Below are 21064 nucleotides of genomic sequence, written 5' to 3' on the forward strand. Positions count from 1 at the left end.
GAACATTGCAGACCAGCCATGTTGGCGGCCCCATCCCAGCCCCCTCTTAGGATCTTTTTCCCTGCCGACTTGACATACCAGGTTCGGGTACTGAGCTTACACCCTCAACCTTATGGTTCTGACAGATTAAAGGTGGCCCAATTAAGGAAATCGCAGCTCTCTTTTAAATGGATGGCAATCCTTTTATTAATAGAGATCTACCTGTTCTTAGGTTCCCCTGACAACCCTTGACCCCTTGCCCAACAACGCATCCTCCTGCACCATTTGTCAAAAAGAAACCGTCTTCTTGGCCGGGCAGAGCCAGTGAATGTGACTGAGCAGGACGGAGACTGAAGGCGTGAGGATGTGGCTCCCCTCAAGCTGTAGTTCGGAGAACTGCTTCAGAAGGGGAGAGGAACTGGCAATCGTGCCGCCCCTGGTGGTTTTTGCGGTGCTTCAGGAGCAGTTTTTCAAAGCTTTGCACTGGGCCAGGCAGATGAGCGGCAAGAGACATCAGAGAGGGGTGCCCTGCCAGCGGCCCACGACGGCGTGAACCAGAGAATCTGACCGGAATAGCCGAAGTCGGTACACCTTGCCGTGTTTAAGGATCGCCAGCCTGACCCTCGCCTTTCTCTACAGCCGGATTTCTGAGGAAATCTCAGCCCCCGCCAGAGTAGAATTACAGGCTGAAGAGGAGTTTCAAACCTTCCTCTAGTGTCGCGGGTTTGCGTCCCAGCAACTGCTCCAGGTCTGGGTAGATCTCGTCTTCCTGTCCGTTGTTGATGTCAGTCATGAAGCCGACGACGCGCTGGGCCACCACTTCTGGAACGCCGCGTTCCCGCAGCTGTGCACCGAATGCCGCTGCCTCTGCGGGGCGGTAGCGCACTTCTCGGCCCGACAAGGTTGTCAGTGCTGCCGCGATATCGTCAAAGGAATACGTGTCGCTTCCGGTGAGGTGATAGGTCGTCTGGTTCCATGTATCTGCCAGCAGTGCATTTGCTATAGCCTCGCCCATGTCGCTCCGCAGGGCAAAAGCCACCCTGCCCTGACCTGCAGGCAGAGAAATGCCCCGGTCAAACACCTCTGCTCCAACAAACTGCGGCAGGCTGTCCATGTACAGGACGTTGCGGAAGATGGCGTAGGCCAGTCCGCTCTGCTTGACGGCGTCCTCAGTCTGAAAATGGCCTTCCATCAGTTTATTTGCCATCGTCTTCCTGTCTTTCAGCGTCCGGCTGGTGTAGGCAATGCCCTGCACACCTGCCTTCTTTGCCGCCTCTATCACATTCTGATGCTGCTCCACACGGCGTTCCTCATCCGTTCCGGCGATCAGGAGCACGCGTTCTACACCTTCCATAGCGCGGTCAAGTGAAGCGGTATCGTCGTACTGGCCTACACGAACACTGATGCCCTGCTCGCTGAAGGCAGCGGCCTTGTTCTCATCTCGCACCAGCACGGCGATCTGGTCGGCAGAGGTCAACTTCAACAACTGACGCACAACGGCGGCGCCCAACTTGCCACTTGCTCCGGTTACTAAGATCATGAGCGCTCCTCGTTTCTCGTTTCGGTGTAAATAGCTTCTGTGTGGTCAGCGGCGGCCTGCTGCGGCGCGTCTGGTGTCTTTCGTGCTCGCTGCTTTCCTGCCTGATCAGCAGTGGACGGCAGGGCTGCCCGGAATGATCACGCTGATAACATAAAATAGTTTCCAACGATATGTCAAGGCGGTAACACTCTGATGTTATCATTGGTACGTGAAGTCAACTGTCCAGTCTTCTCCTCAGGAACGTATCCTTCAGGCCGCCCTGGGCCTGCTTGAAACTGGGGGGGTAGAGGCGGTGTCCACCCGCGCAGTCAGCGCCGCCGCCGATGTGCAGCCGCCCACGATCTACCGCCACTTCGGTGATATGCAGGGCCTGCTGAACGCTGTTGCCACCGCCGGATTTGCTGCCTACCTCGACGCCAAGGGAACGCGAGCAACGTACAGTGATCCGGTTCAGCAACTGCGTGACGGCTGGAATCTGCACCTGGAGTTCGGCCTGACCCATCCACATCTGTACACCCTGATGTACGCGGCAGCCACCAGATCCGGTACACAGGGGCCAGCAGCCCTTGAGGGCTTCGCCATTCTCCGCACCCTTCTTCAGCGTGTGGCCGAGGCTGGACGGCTCGCTGTCAGCGTTGAGCGTGCAGCGGCCATGATCCACGGGGCGGCAATGGGCCTGACCCTCAGTCTGCTGAGTGCCCCGGTCAGAGACGCTGCACTCTCAGACCTCATGCTGGAAGCTGTGCTGAACGCGATTCTGACACCTGAACCATCACAGTCTCGTGCACAGCCAGAGACCAGCGTCGTCAGGTCACAGGCTGCTGCCCACGCCGTCTCCCTGGCTGCCCTGCTGCCCGAGCTTCAGGTTCCGTTCAGTGCGGCTGAACGCAGCCTCCTGGCCGAGTGGCTAGACCGGCTGATGTGACCCACGGCTGTTCCAACCCATGCAGGTCACTTTGGATGGGGCGCCGTTCATCCTGGAAGGACCCGATAAGGAACCGGACAAAATGGCCCTCCTGTCAGGCCTGTGCTTGAGAAAGTCTGACCGGTATGGATCAAAGGGGTAAGCCCGTTACAAGAGGTTGGCTTCCAAGATGGAAAGCAGAGGCGATGACCGGGGAGAGCCTGTGCTTGATGTCCGGGAGGCATTCAGGGCTGCCCACTGAGGGTAATCAGGGTGGTGTCTCCCTGCTGGGCCGCCACATAGTGCAGCTCGATCAGCGCACCGTGACCCAGAAAGGCGCTGTAGGTACCAGGCCCGATGGGTTCGTCGGTGATCTGCCTGTAGCCGCCCTGTTTCAACAGCGGCAGCAGGGCGCGGGGCTGCCAGCCTGCGGTTCGGTACGATTCGACCCGGCTCTCTCTGGCCCGTACCTCCTGGCGGTAGCTCTGGCTCGGCGGACATTCAGGAGTAAAGCCTGGAGGGAGCGGCGCAAGGCCATTCCAGAATGTCCCCGGCTTTTCTATACAGTAGAGCGCCCCCTGCCAGCGCTGTTCTCCTCTGACCCAGACAGCCACGGCCACCAATAGCACGAGGCCGATCAGTCCTGCGCCTGCCCACCGCCCGCTCGCCTTACTCCAGCGCATGATGAGACGCTGGATGAGTCATGGCCCGGTTCAGGAGTGCTGGGACGCACGGACAGAACGCCTGCCCTCTGCTCTTCATGGATGCACCACGCCGTGTTCTCCCACATGGAGGCCGGGCGGCTCCAGTTGCAGGGTGGTGTGCTCGATGCCGTACCGCTCGGCCACTTCTCTGGCCTGTGCCAGCAGTTCGCCCGGAGCCGCCTGACTGACCAGATGCGCGGTCAGGGTGTGCTCACCACTGGTGACACTCCAGACATGCAGGTCATGCACTTCAGTGACACCTTCCAGCGCCAACAATTCGGCGCGTAGGGCATCCAGATCCAGGCCGTCCGGCACGCCTTCCATCAGGACATTTACGCTGGCCTTCAGCAGGGTCCAGGTGCGTGGCAAGACCCACAACCCGATCAGGGCACCCAGTACCGGATCGACCCAGGTCAGGCCCGTAAAGCGGATGATCAGCGCTCCCACGATGACGGCCACCGATCCCAGCAGATCGCCCATGACTTCCAGGTAGGCCGACCGGACATTCAGGCTGGAGGCACTTCCGCCTACCAGGATGCGGGCACTGATCAGGTTCACGATCAAGCCCAGAACCGCGACGATCAACATGGGCGTGGTCTGTACCTCGGTGGGTTCCCGCAGGCGGCGATAGGCTTCTACAAGGATATAAATTCCAATAGCAAAGAGTGCCCCGGCATTCACGGCGGCGGCCAGAATCTCGGCACGTCGGTACCCGAAAGTGCGGCGGCGATCAGCGGCCCGCGCCCCGATCCGAATAGCCAGAAGCGACAACACCAGCGCCATCACGTCGGTGAGCATGTGCCCGGCGTCCGAGAGCAGCGCCAGGCTGCCGGAGAGGAAAGCGTAGACCACCTCGACCACCAAAAAACTGCTGGTCAGCCCCAGGGCCAGGGTCAGGGAGCGGGCGCTGGCGTGTTCGCCGTGACTGTGGGCGTGTTCGCTCATGCCCAGACCGTGCGGGTAAGGCTCTGAGTGGTCAGGTCGGTGATGGCGTAGGCAACTCCCGGCATCCCTTCCACCGTCCCCCCGATTCTGCTGCCACAGGGGTAGCAATTCAGCCCACTTGCAGATTCGTTCGGCTGTGTGAGGGCAGCGCCGCAGGAGGCAGAAACAGTCATAGGCGCACTCTACCTGAGCCGCCGCTCAGGCTTAGGGGGCCACAGTAAAAGCCCGAGCGTCGCTTGGCACTCGGGCAGGCTTCCCGACACACAGGGGCGTGGGCAAGAGATGGCTGTATGTTGGGGCCTTATACCAAATTGCGAGACTGCACGAGAATCATCCGAGCAGACTTGTAAAGCTACGCAGGAGAGCGAGTGGCAAAAAGTACGGGAGGAGTGGCTTGCTCAAGCGAGTATCGTCGTGAACGGACGCGGTTGACCACGCCACTCCTCCCGTTCACGACGAGGGCTGGCGGCGATGGACGAACAGTTGGTGCTTTCCCGGATGTTCGGGAATCAGAGCAAGTCCGTATTATTCGTGCGGTGGGGGCTGATCCGGGTCGCAGTAGTCGATGGTGGCGGGTTTGAACTGCCCAAGCACCACCTCACGCTTGAAGGGATACCCGATCCGCACTCCTTCGGCGGCGCACTCCAGGGTGAAGCGTTGCCCCCGAGGAATGGGCGTGTCGCCAATCATCAGGGGCCGCTGGGCCTCATAGACGGCGCAGTAGGGAGTGCAGAAGTAAAACCCGAGCGGTGCACCGTTCGGTTGCCGTGCCGGGATAGCGCCGCCAGACTGAAGGGCCGCCTGAATCTCACTCCAGAGGGCCAGACTCGCGGCTGGATCAGGATCGAGCGCCCACATCTCGGTAATCACCCGCGCTGCGTCCACGTTGCGGCGGAGGCTATCCACGCTGGCAGGATCGGTCATGACCCAGGGATCGAATCCCGGTTGACCGGGCAGGGCCGCCGCCGAGGGCCGCTGGGCGGTGATCGGTGCACGTGGCGACTCCAACAGGCCAGGGTCTCCAAGTACCTGGCCTGCGCGGTACAGCGCCTCTATGGCCTCTTTGGCATACGTTTCAATCTGCTCATGCAGGGTATCGGAAGCGCCGGGCACGAACATATCCGCCGCGTAGTGGGCTTTGACCAGCGCTTCCTGCACCTCACCTGACAGCCGGGCAAGGCGTTGGGCATCGGCTTCGGGGGTGGCCTGCTCCACATGGTGTAGGGCTGCCTCCACATGCAGGCGCATGGCGTTCAGTGCAGCCAACATGGCGTCCAGATGTGGCCGGGGACAGGGTTCGACCGGTGACCAGGCGGGTAACTTTGCGGGCAGAGTGCCGGGCGGCAGGGTGAATTGAGGGTCATGGGCCGCCCGTGTGGCGTGGGCCAGCCAGCGCTGTACATCGCGGTAATAGGCCTCGGCCTGATCGAAGGTCACGGGCGGCACGAAGCCCACGGTGCCGGGATCGGCTGCTTCATCGGCCTGGAGCAGTTGATCGGCCAGGGTCTGTAGAGCAAAAGCATTCCAGGCACAGGCCAGTTCCAGTCCGGTGCTGCTGGTCATCCCAAAAGGGCTGGTTCCGCTGAGGGTCAGATCCAGGCGGCGGCGCTCGGCGGCGTCCAGCATGGGATGCAGGCCAGCACCAGCACGGCGGTAGGCATACAGCATCTCGGCGTCCCGCTCGCCACGGGTGAAGGCCCGCACCCGGGTCCATATTCCAGCAGAAGTCCCAGAGGAGGTCATGGGCTTACTGTACTGGAGGTCTGTGCAGCGGCAACCCTGAAACCCGGCAACTACGCCCTCCTGATGGCGGACATACTCAGCTCAGCGGCCTGGAACGACCCAGACCAGATGATCCCTCAACGCTCATTTGAACCTACCGGACCATAACGGGTCCTTCCTGCGTGGGGCGTTGCCGACCAGCAGCGTGAAATTCACCGGATTATCCACGTTCAACCCCGCTCCTGTGCGGTGCTCGGGACTCACGGGAATCATGGATCGTCCTCCCATCCTGATTGCCATGCTGTGCCTCCGGCATTCGTTTCATGAACAGGGCCAGCACCACGGCCAGCACGGCAATGACGCCCGATACAGTGAAGGCCAGTTGCAGACCGCCGATCTGGGCGGCCAGTGGGGCGCTGCCCTGGGCATTCAGTTGGGCGGCGCGGCCAGCCATCAGCGTGACCAACAGGGCCACGCCTGCTGCGCCCGCCACTTGTTGCAGCGTGCTCAGGATGGCGCTGCCGTGCGAATACAGTTGCGGCGGCAACGGCGAGAGCGCGGAGGTAAAGACAGGCGTGAACAGCAGCGCCAGCCCCGCGCTGAGGATCACGTGCAGGGTCAGCAGTGTCCAGACCGGGGTGCCCGTGTCGATGCGGCTCAGGCCAAACAGCACCGCCGTCATCAGCAGGCTGCCCGGAACCACTAGCGGGCGCGGCCCGACACGGTCATACAGTTTTCCGACGGCGGGGGCGCACAGGCCCATGATCAGACCGCCTGGCAGGAGCAGCAGGCCAGTTTGCAGGGTACTCAGGCCGCGCAGGTTCTGCAGGTAGAGCGGCAACAGGATCAGGCCGCCAAACAGCGCCATCATGGCAATGACCATCAGGCCGACGCCCAGCGTGTACACCGGAAAAAGGAAGGCTCGCAGGTCGAGCAGCGGTTCACCCGTGCGGCTCAGTCGGGTCTGCCGCCACAGGAAGGCCGTCAGGGCCACCGTGCCGATCAGCAGCGGTACGCTCACGCCCAGGTTGCCCAGGCCACCCTCGCCAAAGCGGCTCAGGGCATAGACCAGCCCCCCAAAACCCAGCGCCGAGAGCGGCACCGAGATCGCGTCGAGGCTCAGGCGGCGCGGCGTGCCCACATTCCGCAGCATCCGTGCTCCGTAGGCCAGCATGCCCAGTGCAATCGGCAGCACGAACATGAACATTGCCCGCCAGGAGAAGGTTTGCAGGATCAGTCCCGAGATGGTCGGGCCGATGGCAGGGGCCACCGAGATCACGATGCTGATGTTGCCCATCACCGCGCCGCGCCCGCGTTCGGGCACCAGCGTCAGTACGGTCGTGATCAGCAGGGGCAACATGATCGCCGTACCACTGGCCTGCACGATTCGGGCCAGCAGCAGCGGCACGAAACTCGGTGAGATCGCCGCCAGCCCGGTACCCACGCAGAACAGGGTCATGGCGGTCAGGAATACCGTGCGGGTGCTCAGGCGCTGGAGCAGAAAGCCGGTCACGGGGATGACCACCGCCATCGTCAGCATGAAGGCGGTCGAGAGCCACTGCGCTGTACCTGCCGTGATCTTCAGGTCAGCCATCAGGCGCGGCAGAGCCACGTTCATGATCGTTTCGTTCAGGATTACCACGAAGGTAGCCACCAGCAGAATCAGGATCACGGCGCGGTCTCTCGGGGACAGGGGTTCGGCAGGCAGACTCATGGGAAAACCTCCAGGGTCAGGCGGCGTTCAGTTGACCTACAGCTCCAATAGAGCTAGAGATGTCGCCCGCCGGGTCTATGTCGACGGCATTTGCGGGCACATAAACAGACTGGTATGCAGCCGAGGCGGATCAGGTCTGCTGGAAGCGGTAGGTGAAGTGCGTGGCATGAGCGGACTGGATGACCCGCACGCGTTCTAAAGCCACAGGCTGATCCAGTGGCCCGAACAGGGGCAGACCGCTGCCGAGCAATACAGGGACGACGTGCAGTTGCAGCTCATCAAGTAGCCCGGCCCTCAGGAACTGCTGGGCCACCTCTGCGCCGCCCGCCACACACACGTCACGTTCTGCGGCAGCCAGTTTCGCCTGAGCCAGCGCACTCAGGATGCCGTCTGTGACGAAGATGAACGTGGCCCCACCGCGCTCCACACTGGGCAGCGGCGTATGGGTCAGGATGAAATGCGGAACTTTATACTCGGTGTCGAAGCCGTCTGGAGCACTGCCGAAGGCGGTATGGCCCAGGATCATCGCGCCGATGTCGCCGAGTAACTCCTGCTTGATTTCCTCGGCGGCACCCGTTTCGGCAAAATACCAGTCGTGCAGCCCCCCGTCCTGACCGTCTGGCCCAGCAATATAGCCGTCAAGCGATAGAGCGAGGTCCAGAAAGACGCGGCTCATGAGTATCCTCGGCTGGGAAACAATCGTTGCATGACGTCCTCCTCTGGGCCTGCTGCGCTGGACACAATGTTTTTCGACTCCTGTAGACGCCCACCCTGCTCGTAATTTTTCTTGCTATTTAGTTTATAACATAATGTTACGGAATGACAATCCTCAAATTAGGGACAATATTCTGTCGATCGTCAGTGGTGAGTGGTCACTGGAAAAAGAGGAGTGGGCAGTGCTCCAGAAACCCTGACAGAACATGTCTGACCCGTTGAGAGGGTGGGGGACACTGGAAGGAACGTATGGGAAAGCAACGGAAAACGTGGTCACCCGAACTCCAGGAACAGATCGTGCTCGCCTTCCTGCGCGGTGAGCAGCCGGTGGCGGAACTGGCCCGTCCGCATGGCATCGTTGAGAGCCTCATCCACAACTGGCGAACGCAGTTTCTGGAGGCGTGCCGGGCCCGCCTCCTTGGCGACCACGCCGATCAGGGAGTCAAAGCCCTCGAGGAGGAAAACGAGCGACTGAACAGCCTGCTGGACCAGAAAGAATTGTCGCCCTACATTGCTCCAGCGTGGGGTCGTTGAGCGTTCAGCAGGCCCTCGAGCTCTACGCCGAGGTGCTCCAAGATCAGCCCCACGTGAGCCTGTCCAGCCTTCACCCTCCTCATCTCGCTGATGCAGCGCCTTCCCACCCGCTTCTCAGAACCACTTGACGTGTCCTTCGGGGCCTGCACGGTGTCCAACCCGGCTGGGGCGCCGGATGTGACTGTTTTCCTGTATCAGCCTCTCTCGAGACAGCGGAGCGACGCTGCCGTGCTGTACATCCACGGCGGCGGCTTCGTTACTGGCTCGGCTGGAGCCTATCATCGCCAGTGCGCTCAGTTCGCCAATGAACTCGGCCTACTGGGTGTCAATGTGGAGTACCGACTCGCGCCGGGCACGCCCTTCCCGGGACCGCTGGAGGACTGTTACGCGGCGCTGCGTTGGATGAAGGCTCAGGCAGCGTCCCTGGGCATTGATCCGGGGCGCATCGCCATCGCTGGAGACAGCGCCGGTGCAGGTCTCGCGGCATCGCTCGCGCAACTGGCCCGCGACCGCGGAGACGTGCAGCCCGCCTTTCAGCTCCTGCTGTATTCCATGCTGGACGACCGCACCGCTCTGAACACGGGCCATGCCGGGCGCGGGGAGTTTGTCTGGACGTCCGCCCCGAACGTGTTGGGCTGGACGGCGTACCTGGGAAGCCCACTGAAGCTGGAGAGTGCGCCACTCTACTCGGCGGCGGCTCGCCTAGAGAATCTTGCGGGACTGGCACCCGCCTGGATTGGTGTGGGTACTCTTGACCTGTTCTATGCCGAGAACCGCGAGTACGCTCATCGGCTGACCAAGGCGGGTGTGCCCTGTGAGTTCTATGAAGTGAAGGGCGGTTACCATGCCAGCGAGCTGTTCGCCCCGGCGGCGTCTGTCTCTCGTGACTTTCTGGCGCGCAGTATGGAAGCACTACGACGGGGACTGCACCTGGATTAACGGTTGTGTCGCCTTAATCGGGTCCACGCCAAGCGGTCAGCGTGCTTGATCTCGTCAAACTGGCCGGTGGATAGGCCCACGACTACAGCGGTCGCCATCTGTCTAAAGAGGTGCACGGCGACCTTGAGCTCCTAGAGGACGGCTACTCTGCCTCCAACGACGCCTTCAAAGCCTCATTTCAGGCCTATGTCACTGCCTAGACCTGATTCATCCCGCCTGCACCCCTCCGGGGACCGTTTTGCCGTGCTGCACATATCATCCAGACACGAACGACACACCATTTGGACCTCTGTACAAGCAAGTTCCTCCATGAATCAAAGCCATGAACGCCCGCCACTACGTGCTTCGCTGCTTGATCCGCTCCCAAGTTGCTCGCTCGGTCGACGGGGGCCATCCCAAAAGATTGCTGCGCTAGATCCGCTGCGACTACTACCAGACCACAACCTGATGGGTATGCTGTCCATGATCGGCCTTGAGCTCTTGAAACTGGACGCGGACTTCGTTCTGCAGGTGGTCGTCAATGTGGCTCATGCCGAGATGGCTCAACCTCATGTGCCCAGTCGAAAGGCATCAAAATCTTAGCCCTTGACCTGAACATCACTCATTTTCAGATTTAGAAGAGGGTAAGCGTGCGAAAGGGAAGCCTTTTGCCGTGAGCAGTGGAGGACCAGCGGCTGGTTGGTCCCCAGAGAACTTCGGTAGCGGCTGGCCGAAGGCCGTTGTCCAACGGTGCCTCTGGCGATGGGCGGAAAACCAGTTCATCTTTGAGGGGCCTGAAGCACCAGGCGGCAGAACAGCGGGTACTTCAGCGCTCTCAGACCGCACTATTCTCAGCCCTCACCCCCATCACCTGAGGGTCACTGTGCGCCTGCCTGAGCCCACGCACGAGCAGGCGGAAAAACCCCTGCATACCCAAAGAGAACATCCCCACCTTCCATCAAACCTATCCCCGCGTCCACCTGAGAGCACCACCCCTGCGGAATCCAGCGTATAGGCGCTGCTCACCAGGAGCAGCGGCGTTCTGCGGTAACCCAGCCGGGTCAGGTCACCGCGCCGGGCATCCAGGGCCAAAAGCCAGAACTCCACAGTCAAGGGCAGCGGAGAGGAGTGTGAATCTTGCCAGGAGATTGATAATAGTTTATCATTATCAACCATGACCCAATCCGCCCCTGCTTCCTCTGATCCCTCTGTTCCCATCACCGTGCTGTGCGGTTTCCTGGGCGCGGGCAAAACGACGCTCCTCAACCATCTGCTGATCCAGACGGAAGGCCGCAAGATCGCCGTAATCGTCAACGAATTCGGCGCAGTGAACATTGATGCCAGCCTCGTCGTCAAAACCGACGAACAAACCATCGAACTGAGCAACGGCTGCATCTGCTGCACCCTGCGCGGCGACTTGCTGCACGCCGTCCACGACCTTCTAGAAACCCGCGAGCTGGATCACATCCTGATCGAGTCGACAGGCATTGGCGAGCCGCTGCCGATTGCCCAGAGCTTTTGCCTGACCCCCGAAGAGTTGGAGATCGAACCTGAACCCGGCCAAGCGCCCATTCCAAACCTGCTGGGCCGCGTGCATGTGGACGCCATGGTGACGGTAGTGGACGCCGCACAGTTTTTCCCACTCTGGAATCTCCCTGACGGCATTCCGGGTGATGAGCAGGAACGCGGATACGGCGAACTCCTGGCCGAACAGATCGAGTTTGCCGATCTGATCGTGCTGAACAAGCTGGATCTGGCTTCCGAGCAGGATGTGCAGCAACTTCGCGAGCTGGTGGCCATCACCAATCCCCGCGCCCGTGTGTTAGAGGCCACTCGCGGTGTAGTGGAGGCCGACGCCGTGCTGAACGTCAACCTCTTCGACTTTGACGCCGCCAGCCAGCTCGATTCGTGGATGGAGGAACTGGAAAAAGAGCACACGCCCGAATCGGAAAGCTACGGCCTCGGCACGCATATTTACCGCCGCCAGCAGCCGTTTAACGCTGAGGCTTTCCACCGGGCGCTAACCACTGGCCTGCCGCACAACGTCATTCGCTCTAAAGGTTGGATCAACTTGGGGGACGGCGTGGCGACTCTCTGGAACCATACGGGCCGCCAGCTGGCACTGGAACAGGCTGGAGAGTGGCTGAGCGAGACCGAAGCCTTCAGCGAGATCGTCTTCATTGGGCGGGATCTGAACGGGAAGGCACTGGATGCTGTGTTGGACGGTGCACTACAGCCCTGAAGCCCAGACAATCCGCCCTCACCTTCACACTTTTCTCCTCAAATATGATAAGGATGTATCAATATGAGCCGTGAATGCTACCTGACTGGAAAAAAGAACCTCGTGGTGAATGCCGTGACGCGCCGGGGCAAAGCGCGAGCTGCGGGTGGCGTAGGCCGCAAAGTCACGGGGGTGACCAAGCGCACCCAGAAAGCTAACCTGCAAAGGAAGACCATCCGTGAGCAAGGAGGAGAGAAGAGCGTATGGGTCAGCGCGCATGCCCTGCGCACGCTGGCGAAGGGCGGCTTTCCAGGCGTGGAACTCGTATGAAGCGTCTGCTGATCACGGGCCTGCTGACCCTGGGAAGAGCGTAACTGGCCAACCCCGCCCTTACCCTGAACTGAGCCCTTCGCTTAACTGCGCCCCTCCGGGGGCGTCTTTTTTAGGTTGTGGCAGGTTGTTGGAATAGGATGCCGCAGTGCTGAGCCGTCAGAAGCTTTCTGGGCATCTGTTCCCCTCGCCGTCATGGGCTACGCCGTGTGGTTGTATCACCGGCTCCCCCTGAGCGACCGTGATGTCGAGGAACTCCTCCTGGAGCGAGGCATCTGCGTGACTCGTGAATCCATTCGTACCTGGTGCATCAACTTCGGTGACCAGTTTGCCCAGGGTTTTCACCACCAGGAACCCCGCCCCTATTCCCGATCGCATGTGGACGTTACGGCATGTGGAAGTCGGGGGAGTCAGACACTGGCTGTGGCGGGCTGTTGATGAACATGGAGCCGTGTTGGACGTCTTCTTGCAACGACACCGTGACACGGAGGCCGCCAAATCGTTCTTCCGCCGGCTCTTGGGGGAGTACGGCGTGCTAGAGGTCATCTCCACTGACAAGCTGGCAAGCTCCAGCGCAGCCTGGCGAGAACTTCTTGTGCTCCACAACTCGCTGCAACAACCTTGTGGAACAGTCTTCCCGTCCCACACGACGGCAGGAGCGTCAGCAGCGAGGGTTCAGGTCACGAAAACGGGCGAGAGGCTTTCTCGACCTGCACGCGCGAATGATGAACGTCCACCATCCAGCCCGCTCTACACTGCCGGCTCGTCACCGACATCATCATTAAAGAGCAGGGTTCAGAGTCTGGCAAGAGGTCGTTCGTGCAGCAGGCCGCCTGATATTGAGGCGGCCTGTACCCTGCACTGACTTTTGCCCTTGCCACAACCCGTCCAGATGTCACCGGGAATAGGGGCGGGGTTCCTGGTAGCGCAGTTCTTCCCCCAATCCTCCTCGAGGATAAATCCTTCGCGCCTCTGTTCACAGGCCAAGAAAGTGAAGCCCAGTCTTCACACGATCTTAGGGTGTCTTAACAGAATTCAGTTGGCCAGCTCGTTTACCCGCCTGTTCTCTTGCCAGCCAGAACACAAGAGAGTAAGGTGGCCGAAGATTCCAATAGTAAAGAAAGTTTCCGAACGGAGGTGCAGGTATGGGCCAACCTCAAACCCTTAGACGGCTCAACCGCCGACACGTCGTTCAAGCGTTGTTGGATGCGCCTGCACTGACTCGCCCTCAACTCGCTGGCCAACTGGGCCTCTCCAAAGTGACGATTGCAGCGATTGTTCAGGAACTTCTTGAACATCAGATTGTTGGCTTGAGTGCGCTGCCGGGGCAAAGTGCTGGCCGCACGCCGCAAGCCGTTCAACTGTCTCCTGCCGTCGGCACTGCGCTGGCTATTGACCTTCAGTCGCACAGCATCCAGCAGCAGGCCCTGCCTCTGCAGGGCAACCCGACGCCGCCCACGCATCACCTGATTTCACCTCAGGATGTGGTTCCAGCGGCGGTACGGATGATCCAAGAGGTTCATGCTGCCGCACCGTTTGGCTCCCTTTCCTCGGTCGTTGTGAGTGTGCCCGCACCCGTCGATGCCCTGGGTGGGGTCAGAGAACCCAATGCCCTGAGTGCGTTTGATCCTGCGCCACTCCTCGCCGTCGCCCAACAGCTTCAACTGGACATCGTATATGAAAACGACGCCAACCTCGTGGCACTGGCGCTGTCTTCCAGCTATCCCGACGCCACGACGCTCGCCGCTGTGATCGAGCGGCCCACCGGTATCGGCATGGGGTTGATTCTGAACGGTCAATTGTACCGGGGTCCTCAAGGCCGTGCGGGTGAGCTGGGAAACGCCCCCTGGCCTGGAAAGCACGGCGTAGCCTGCATCGAACAGTTGCCGCTGGCCGAACGACTGGACGCGACCGCCTATTCCCTGGCAGGTCTGGCCATCGGGCTGGATCTGGAACATCTGCTGTTGGTGTTTGAGGAGGCAGAAGCGCTGGCTGCCCGGCTCAGGCCGCTTCTAGACCCCGCCGTAACGCTCACCCTTCCGCCAGCATCCTCCGGTCTGCCCCTGCAGGGCGCTGGGCTGCTCGCCCGCCGACGCGCCTGTACCTACTTTTTGGAGAGCCTCTCCAACCTGCGAAGCCTGGAGTCCCATGTGGCATGAGACCTACCTCGAGACAGTGCTTAAACCGGATTATGCCTACGCCAGTGAGCATCTTCTGCCCCATCTGTTTGATGCCCTCACGGCACACAGCTTGATGCTGAGTACCCAGCAGCTTCCCCACGCTTCAGCCGCCGTTGAGCTTCTCCAGCAACTGCGTGTTACGCGCTTTCCGCTATACGACTCAAAGGTTGAGGATGTGTTTTTCACGCTCGACCAGCAACTGGCTGCCCAAAACCCGCAGGCGGCCGGTGCCATGCGAACTGCCCTGTCCCGCAACGACCTTGACATGACCATCTACCGGTTGAGTGCTCGGGAACGGCTGCTGCGCGCTGCCCTGCGTCTGCTGAACCTCCGGCTGACGTTGCTGGACCTGGCTGGACGGGAAATCGAAACCGTGATGGTGGCCTACACGCATCACCAACCTGCTCAGCCCACCACACTCGCGCATTACCTGGCAGGACTGGAAAATGTGCTGTCGCGTGACACCGAGCGCATGTTCGACGCTCTGAGGCGTTTGAATCTGAGCCCTATGGGCGCCGTCGCGCTGGCTGGGACCAGTTTCCCCATCGACCGGCAGCTTACCTCACAGCTGCTGGCCTTTGACCGACCGATCGAGAATACGTATGACGCTGTCAGCGCCAGTGACTGGCAGGTTGAGCTGGCCTGCACAATCACGGTGACCGCCACCACCCTGTCCCGTGGCGTGCACGACCTGCTGTTGTGGGCCTCTCGCGGCCTGCTGACTCTGGAAGACGGCTTGGTTCAGGGCAGCAGCGTGATGCCCCAGAAGCGCAATCCTGTTGCGCTGGAGCACGCACGCACCAAATTCAGTAAGGCGATAGGCATTACCCAGAGCGTCATCCTGAGTGCACACAACGTGCCCTTCGGTGACATCAACGATCCGGGGCCGGACGTTCAGCCGCCGCTGGATACCATGTGGCGGGAGTTCCGTGAAGGCATCGAACTGTTGACCGCCGCCCTGACGCGGCCCAGCATCAACCGGGCCGCGTGGCTCAAAGAAGCCGAAACCGGAGAGTCTGTCGTCACCGAACTGGCAGACGTGATTGCACGTCAAGCAGGGCAAGATTTCCGGCATGCCCACGCCATAGTTAAAACTCTTCTCCACCACCTCCACGTGGCTGGACGTGACCTGTCTTCTACCACCCCCGAAGATCTGGCACAGCTTGGCGTCACGGTCTCGCCAGCCGATCTGCAACACGCTCTTGATCCGTTCACATTCGTTGCCGCACGGACCACGTATGGCGGTCCCGCTCCAGTGACGATGGCGGGGGCGCTGGCCACTGCTCGCCAGCGCCTGCACGAAGACTTCACACGTCATAACCAAGTCACTCAACGCTTTGCAGACGCCCGGACGCGTCTAGAAGGAGGATTATGAAGAATTCACTGGGACGTTGGATGACTTCTGTGCTCGCGGCGCTCGCCTGCTCTGCGGCGGCCCAAGCTGGACCAGGAAGTTATGGGGGCACCGTGAGCGGTCTTGACCTGATGGATGTAGACATGATGTTCATCGGCGCTCACCCGGATGACGACGGGGGCGTGACTGCCGCACTAGCGAGGTATGTCCTGGACGGCGGCCATAAGGCAACGGTCATTACCCTGACGGGTGGAGAAGGCGGCGGCAACGCCACAGGCACCGAGACGGGCCGTGCCCTGGGCCTGATTCGAGAAGAGGAAGAGCGGCGGTCGCTCAGCATGGTCGGCGTCACGTCACCACACTTCCTGGGGTTACGCGACTTCTACTTCACCCTTTCTGCCGAAGAAACCGAGAAGATGTGGGGGGGACAGGCGTTCGTCTGTGACGTCGTGCGGATCGTCCGCGTGCGCCGTCCAGAGGTGATCGTGACCATGTGGCCTGGCCCCGGCACCCACGGCCAGCATCAGATGGCGACCCGGGCGGCCACACTCGCCTACAACTATGCTGGCGACTCCAAATACTGTCCGGAGCAGCTCAAGGAGGGTATCGTTCCCTTCACGCCGCTCAAGCTGTACTACTACCCGGGCAGCGCTGCGGACGCCACCGTCAAGATTCCAACCGATGACATCTCCCGCACGGCGCGCGTCCGTTATGCAGACCTGAAGAGCATTGCGCAGTTTAACTACCGGTCTCAGGGCTGGGATACCACCAACACCTTGCCTGCTCGGGCGGCCAATCCTGAGACGTTCATGCTGGTGGGGTCGCGCGTTCCTGTGTCTGAGCAGGAAACGTCCCTGTTGACGGGGGCTGTGGCTGCTGGAACGTCTCCGGTGGGCGTGCGTCTCGAAGTCCGTCCCGACAGTTATGAGATTGGTCTTGGGCGGGCGACTCCTGTTCAGGTCACGCTGACGAACGGAACCAAGCTGCCGATGGCGGCTCTGCGGGTCAATCTTGATACCCCGACCGGCTGGCGGGTGACTGGAAGTTCGCCCGCCCGAATGCTGGCCCCTGGTGAAACCTACACTGCTGTCTTCAGTGTTACTGCGCCCGCCGACGCCAAGGCAGAGAATATGCGCCTCACCGCCCGTTACACGGCGACCCAAGCCGATCAGCAAATCTTGGGACGCAATGCCACGTTCGTTCGGCCACTTCCTGCGGTGGTGGCAACATTCGCCCCGACCTTCGACGTGGCAGGCTACCAAGCCTTTGCCCGTGAAACCGGCACGGAATGGGTGACTGGAAGTCTGGCCACCCGTTTGCCGCTAGTGGTGGGCCAGCCGACCGATATCACAGTCAACGTGACCAACCGTGGGACAACGGCCGCCAGCGGTCAGCTGGAACTGAAGCTCCCGCCGGGCGTCACACTGGTGGGTTCACCGCAGTACCAGGTGGCAGCGGGCGCCACCGCTCAGGTCCGCGTACAGTTGCAGGCCAGCGCTGCGGCCCTTCCCGCAGGCAGGCAAAGTGCGCTTCTTCCGGTCAGCCTGACCACGGGTGGGTTTACCGATTCTGCAAACGCCTTCGTGCTGCCCAGCCTGACCATTCCTCGCCTGAGCACCGCGCCCAAGATAGACGGAGACCTGAATGACATGGCGGCGGGTGCAGACGGCAGCATGGGCCCAGAAGACCTGTGGTGGCGGACCAAGCCTGACTCGGCTGCCGATGCCAGCAACGCCTTCAAGCTGGGCTATGACGATCAATATCTCTATGTTGGCATGAGCGTCAAAGATGAGCTGGTGGCCTGTAACATCGCCCCGAACGATGTCAAGGCTCAGCTGCGTTCTGATGCGATCGGGATTACGGTCGATCCCACTGGCCAGAGCCGAGACACATCGACCACCCTCCAGGCCGCGGCTTTCCCCTGCACCACCGCAGGTTTCCAGGCCCGGGGCTTCCGTGACGCCGATGCCAACCAGGGCGTCATGGAAGAAACCGCGCCTGGGATGCAGGTGGCTTCGGTCAAGTCCGAAGGTGGATACAACATCGAGTTCCGCATTCCCTGGGCCGCCATGCCCACCCAGCCCAAGGCGGGCGACACAGTTGGTCTGAACCTCGTCATGTATGACGGTGATCAGGCTGATGCCCGGGTAGGTGCGAACATCAGCCAGAGTGGACTGGCCTGGTCGGCCTTTTCCTGGGGCGGCAAGCAGGCCCTGCCCTACTTGTGGCCCCGTGTCACCCTCGGCAAGTGACTTTCCCCCTCCCAGTTTCTTCAAGGAGAACACCATGAAAAAGTTTCTGACGCTGGCCCTCGCTCTGACCGTCTCTGCTTCTGCTGCGCCGGTCACCCTGACCTATTGGCAATACGATTTCGCCACCAAAGTCAGCACCATGGACGCCCTGATCAAGAAGTTTGAAGCCCAGAACCCGGACATTAAGATCAAACAGGAAACCTTCCCCTACGACGCCTACAACCAGAAGGTCGCCTCAAGCGTTCCGGCGGGACAGGGCCCAGACGTGGTGAACTTGTTCTATGGTTGGCTGCCGCAGTATGTCGACAGCGGATTCCTGCAGCCTCTGCCCGCCAAAGACTTCTCGACCCAACAGATCGAGAGCAATTTCGTTCCCATGATCAAGACCAGCAAGATTGGTGGGCAATACTACGCCTTGCCCACTTCTGTCCGGACTTTGGCGGTGTTTTACAACAAAGACCTCTTCAAGCAGGCCCGCGTCGTGCCCCCCCGCACCTGGGAAGACTTTATCGCTGCAGGTCAGAAGATCGTCAAAGGCGCGCCGCCCCGCTTTAGCGTGTTGGGCTTCGGAATTCAGCCGGATGGACAGGATTATCACGTGGTACGTGAGGTGCTCGTCCGTCAATTTGGGGGCTCACCCTTCAGCAAGGACGGCAAAAAGGTCACGTATGACAGCGCCGCCGGGGTGCAGGCCATGACGTTCTACACGGAACTGATGACCAAGTACAAGCTGGGCGTTCCCAACTTTTTTCCTGGCAACAACAGTTACCGTGACGCGTTTATTGCTGGCAAGGTCGGCATGATTGTCGACGGCTCGTTTGCCGTCGGTGCAATCGAGAAAGGTGCAAAATTCAACTGGGGTGTCCTGCCACTGCCTGTACTGAAGAGCAACGGCGTCCGGGGCAACTTCGGCTCATATTGGGTGAACGGCATCACCAAAAATGCCAAGGGCGACAAACTCGCCGCCTCCATTAAGTTCTTGAAATTCTTGACCAGTGACGAAACGCAGCGCACCTGGTTGGACAGCGTCGGTGAGATTCCAGCCAGCCGCAAGCTATCCGGCACAGCCGCGCTCCGGACGAATCCCGTCTACGGACCGTTTGTCAGCGGCCTGCCTTTTGCGTCCTCGACGTTGTTCGTGGACGAGTCCGGCCAGCGCAAAGCCTGGGTTGACGCAATAAATACGGTTCTGCTGCAGGGCAACAGTCCAGCCAATGCTGTTAAGCGGGCTGCGGCAGAAGAACAGAAGATCCTGGATGGATACTACAAGTAAGCTGGCAGGAGGACGGGCTTCAGCCCGTCCTCCTCGCAGACGAAATACCGTCAAGTACCGTCAGACCGTCACCGCCTATACCTTCCTGCTGGTTCCTCTGCTGTTCTTTCTGCTGGTCCGTTTTATTCCCACGTTTATGGCCCTTCGGCTGAGCCTGTTCGACTGGAACATTCTCCGGGAGCAGCAACCTTTCGTGGGGCTGGACAACTACAAAACGCTGATTGACGATGAAAAGTTCGCTCAGGCTCTGAAGAACACGGCGCTTTACACCGTCATCGGTGTCCCGCTTCAGATCATTCTGGGCCTGGGCCTGGCCCTGATGTTGGGCCGGGTCCGTGCTTTTAGGGGGTTCTACCGGGCACTGTACTTCGCACCCTATGTCACGCCCATTGTGGCGGCGGCCTGGGTATGGCAGTGGGTCTTCAGCCCGCAATTTGGTCCGGTGAATACAGTCTTGGGGTGGCTCCACCTGCCTCCGCAGTCTTTTCTGACGTCTCCAGATCAGGCGCTGGCCACCACCGCTGGGCTGGTGGTTTGGCAGAACCTCGGATTTCAGGTCGTGCTGTTTTTGGCAGGCCTTGCGGCGATTCCCCGGAGCTACTACGAGGCGGCTGAAATTGACGGGGCCACGGGCTCTCAGGCTTTCTGGAGAATCACGCTGCCCCTGCTGAATCCGACCATTGTGTTCAGCGTCGTGACCGGCACAATCGCCTACCTGCAACTGTTTACGCAGGTGGTCAACCTCAACTTCACTGATCAGGGTGGTCCGCTGGGAAGCACCCTCACGGTCGCCGTGTACATCTATCAACTGGCGTTCGGCCGCTTCCAGATGGGCTACGCTTCAGCGGTCACGGTAGTGTTGTTTGCCATTATCCTGATTATTACTCTGCTGCAACTGCGCTTCTTGACGCGGAGGTACGATACGTGACTGCTGCCACTTCTACGCCCAGAAAGCGTGTGGACACGCGCACCCTGCTGGTGTACGTCGCCCTCACGGTGGGGGTTGTCATCACCCTTTTTCCCTTTATCTGGATGCTGCTGACCAGCCTGAAAGGGTTTCAGGAGCTGTTCAACCTGAATTTCTTGCCAAGCCAGCCAACCCTGGACAACTACCGTCAGGTGTTGACGGAAACCCGGTTTCTGCAGTGGTTCGGCAACAGCCTACTCGTGGCCGGGGTAACCACGGTCAGCGTGCTGTTCTTTGATTCGCTGGTGGGGTACACACTGGCCAAGTTCGATTTTCCGGGCAAAAATATCGTCTTTGTACTGATTCTATCGACCCTGATGATTCCCACCGAAATGCTGGTCATTCCCTGGTTCGTGGGCGTTTCGGATCTGGGGCTGACCAAAAGCGTTCCGGGGGCCTACTTTTCCATCATGTTTCCTGGGCTCATCAGTGCATTTGGAGTCTTTCTGATGCGGCAGTTCTTCGATACCCTGCCCAACGACCTGTTGGAGGCTGCCAGAATTGATGGTATGCACGAGTTCGGCATCTTCTGGCGGATTGCCATGCCGCTGGTGCGTCCTGCTCTGGCCAGCCTGGCTATCTTTACCTTCCTGGGGAATTGGAACGCCTTTCTGTGGCCGTTGATCGTGATTCAGCAGCCCCAATTCCGCACACTGCCGATCGGAACAGCGCTGTTCAACGGCGAAGCTGGAACCCAATGGGGGCTGATCATGGCTGCCAGCAGCCTGGCAGTGATTCCAGTCCTGATCGTGTTCGCCATTTTCCAGCGGCAGATCATTGAGGGCGTCGTGCTGACTGGCATGAAAGGCTGAC

General features: G+C 60.4%; 18 protein-coding genes and 1 pseudogene. 12 read left to right on the plus strand and 7 right to left on the minus strand.

The window, feature by feature from the left end; all coding sequences use genetic code 11:
* Window positions 1-658: 658 nt before the first annotated feature.
* Window positions 659-1519, minus strand: coding sequence for an SDR family oxidoreductase (locus F561_RS0111945; protein ID WP_026298847.1), 861 nt, complete (start codon window positions 1517-1519; stop codon window positions 659-661).
* A gap of 208 nt (window positions 1520-1727) precedes the next feature.
* Between F561_RS0111945 and F561_RS0111950 the strand changes: the two genes are divergently transcribed.
* A complete protein-coding gene (locus F561_RS0111950) occupies window positions 1728-2444 on the plus strand; it encodes a TetR/AcrR family transcriptional regulator (protein ID WP_019010204.1) in 717 nt (238 codons plus the stop codon).
* A 224-nt stretch (window positions 2445-2668) separates the two neighbouring features.
* Here the strand turns inward: F561_RS0111950 and F561_RS0111955 are convergent, their stop codons facing one another.
* The 6 genes from F561_RS0111955 to F561_RS0111975 form a co-directional block, all read right to left on the minus strand.
* Complete coding sequence (locus tag F561_RS0111955) at window positions 2669-3106, minus strand: hypothetical protein (RefSeq protein WP_245556506.1); 438 nt, start codon at window positions 3104-3106, stop codon at window positions 2669-2671.
* A gap of 75 nt (window positions 3107-3181) precedes the next feature.
* A complete protein-coding gene (locus F561_RS0111960; protein WP_019010206.1) occupies window positions 3182-4072 on the minus strand; it encodes a cation diffusion facilitator family transporter in 891 nt (296 codons plus the stop codon).
* A complete protein-coding gene (locus F561_RS28860; RefSeq protein WP_157451821.1) occupies window positions 4069-4245 on the minus strand; it encodes a hypothetical protein in 177 nt (58 codons plus the stop codon). Before F561_RS28860 ends, F561_RS0111960 begins: the two co-directional genes overlap by 4 nt.
* A gap of 352 nt (window positions 4246-4597) precedes the next feature.
* Complete coding sequence (locus F561_RS0111965) at window positions 4598-5815, minus strand: hypothetical protein (RefSeq protein WP_051096901.1); 1218 nt, start codon at window positions 5813-5815, stop codon at window positions 4598-4600.
* 199 nt (window positions 5816-6014) lie between these two features.
* On the minus strand, window positions 6015-7508 hold the full coding sequence (locus F561_RS0111970) for an MDR family MFS transporter (protein ID WP_019010208.1): 1494 nt from the start codon (window positions 7506-7508) through the stop codon (window positions 6015-6017).
* Between the two features lie 130 nt (window positions 7509-7638).
* Window positions 7639-8184 (minus strand): dihydrofolate reductase family protein, encoded by a 546-nt coding sequence (locus F561_RS0111975; RefSeq protein ID WP_019010209.1) that lies wholly within the window; start codon window positions 8182-8184, stop codon window positions 7639-7641.
* Window positions 8185-8471: 287 nt separating this feature from the next.
* Here F561_RS0111975 and F561_RS0111980 point away from each other — a divergent pair, with 287 nt between their 5' ends.
* The 11 genes and pseudogenes from F561_RS0111980 to F561_RS0112040 all read left to right on the plus strand — a co-directional run bounded on the left by F561_RS0111980 (window position 8472) and on the right by F561_RS0112040 (window position 21063).
* Window positions 8472-8756: a transposase gene (locus F561_RS0111980; RefSeq protein WP_019010210.1), complete on the plus strand. Its 285-nt coding sequence runs from the start codon at window positions 8472-8474 to the stop codon at window positions 8754-8756.
* A gap of 177 nt (window positions 8757-8933) precedes the next feature.
* Window positions 8934-9695 carry an alpha/beta hydrolase gene (locus F561_RS0111985; protein WP_245556507.1) on the plus strand — a complete coding sequence of 254 codons (762 nt, stop codon included), beginning with the start codon at window positions 8934-8936 and terminating at the stop codon, window positions 9693-9695.
* A 1153-nt stretch (window positions 9696-10848) separates the two neighbouring features.
* The gene (locus tag F561_RS0112000; RefSeq protein WP_019010214.1) at window positions 10849-11916 is read left to right on the plus strand and encodes a CobW family GTP-binding protein; all 1068 of its coding nucleotides are present in this window, start codon (window positions 10849-10851) and stop codon (window positions 11914-11916) included.
* Window positions 11917-11979: 63 nt separating this feature from the next.
* Entirely contained in the window at window positions 11980-12225 is a 246-nt protein-coding gene (rpmB, locus tag F561_RS0112005; protein WP_019010215.1) for a 50S ribosomal protein L28, read from the plus strand.
* 195 nt (window positions 12226-12420) lie between these two features.
* Window positions 12421-13010: pseudogene (locus tag F561_RS27865) on the plus strand (IS6 family transposase).
* A gap of 360 nt (window positions 13011-13370) precedes the next feature.
* A complete protein-coding gene (locus tag F561_RS0112015) occupies window positions 13371-14384 on the plus strand; it encodes an ROK family protein (protein WP_083922421.1) in 1014 nt (337 codons plus the stop codon).
* Window positions 14374-15780, plus strand: a complete 1407-nt coding sequence (locus F561_RS0112020; RefSeq protein WP_019010218.1) for an argininosuccinate lyase — start codon at window positions 14374-14376, stop codon at window positions 15778-15780. Before F561_RS0112015 ends, F561_RS0112020 begins: the two co-directional genes overlap by 11 nt.
* A 20-nt stretch (window positions 15781-15800) precedes the next feature.
* Window positions 15801-18011, plus strand: a complete 2211-nt coding sequence (locus F561_RS0112025) for a PIG-L family deacetylase (protein WP_169389513.1) — start codon at window positions 15801-15803, stop codon at window positions 18009-18011.
* A gap of 34 nt (window positions 18012-18045) precedes the next feature.
* On the plus strand, window positions 18046-19284 hold the full coding sequence (locus tag F561_RS0112030; protein ID WP_019010220.1) for an extracellular solute-binding protein: 1239 nt from the start codon (window positions 18046-18048) through the stop codon (window positions 19282-19284).
* On the plus strand, window positions 19268-20212 hold the full coding sequence (locus tag F561_RS0112035) for a carbohydrate ABC transporter permease (RefSeq protein ID WP_019010221.1): 945 nt from the start codon (window positions 19268-19270) through the stop codon (window positions 20210-20212). Before F561_RS0112030 ends, F561_RS0112035 begins: the two co-directional genes overlap by 17 nt.
* Window positions 20209-21063 carry a carbohydrate ABC transporter permease gene (locus F561_RS0112040; RefSeq protein ID WP_051096903.1) on the plus strand — a complete coding sequence of 285 codons (855 nt, stop codon included), beginning with the start codon at window positions 20209-20211 and terminating at the stop codon, window positions 21061-21063. Before F561_RS0112035 ends, F561_RS0112040 begins: the two co-directional genes overlap by 4 nt.
* Window position 21064 lies beyond the last annotated feature (1 nt).

The organism is Deinococcus aquatilis DSM 23025, from assembly GCF_000378445.1.
GTDB lineage: Bacteria > Deinococcota > Deinococci > Deinococcales > Deinococcaceae > Deinococcus > Deinococcus aquatilis.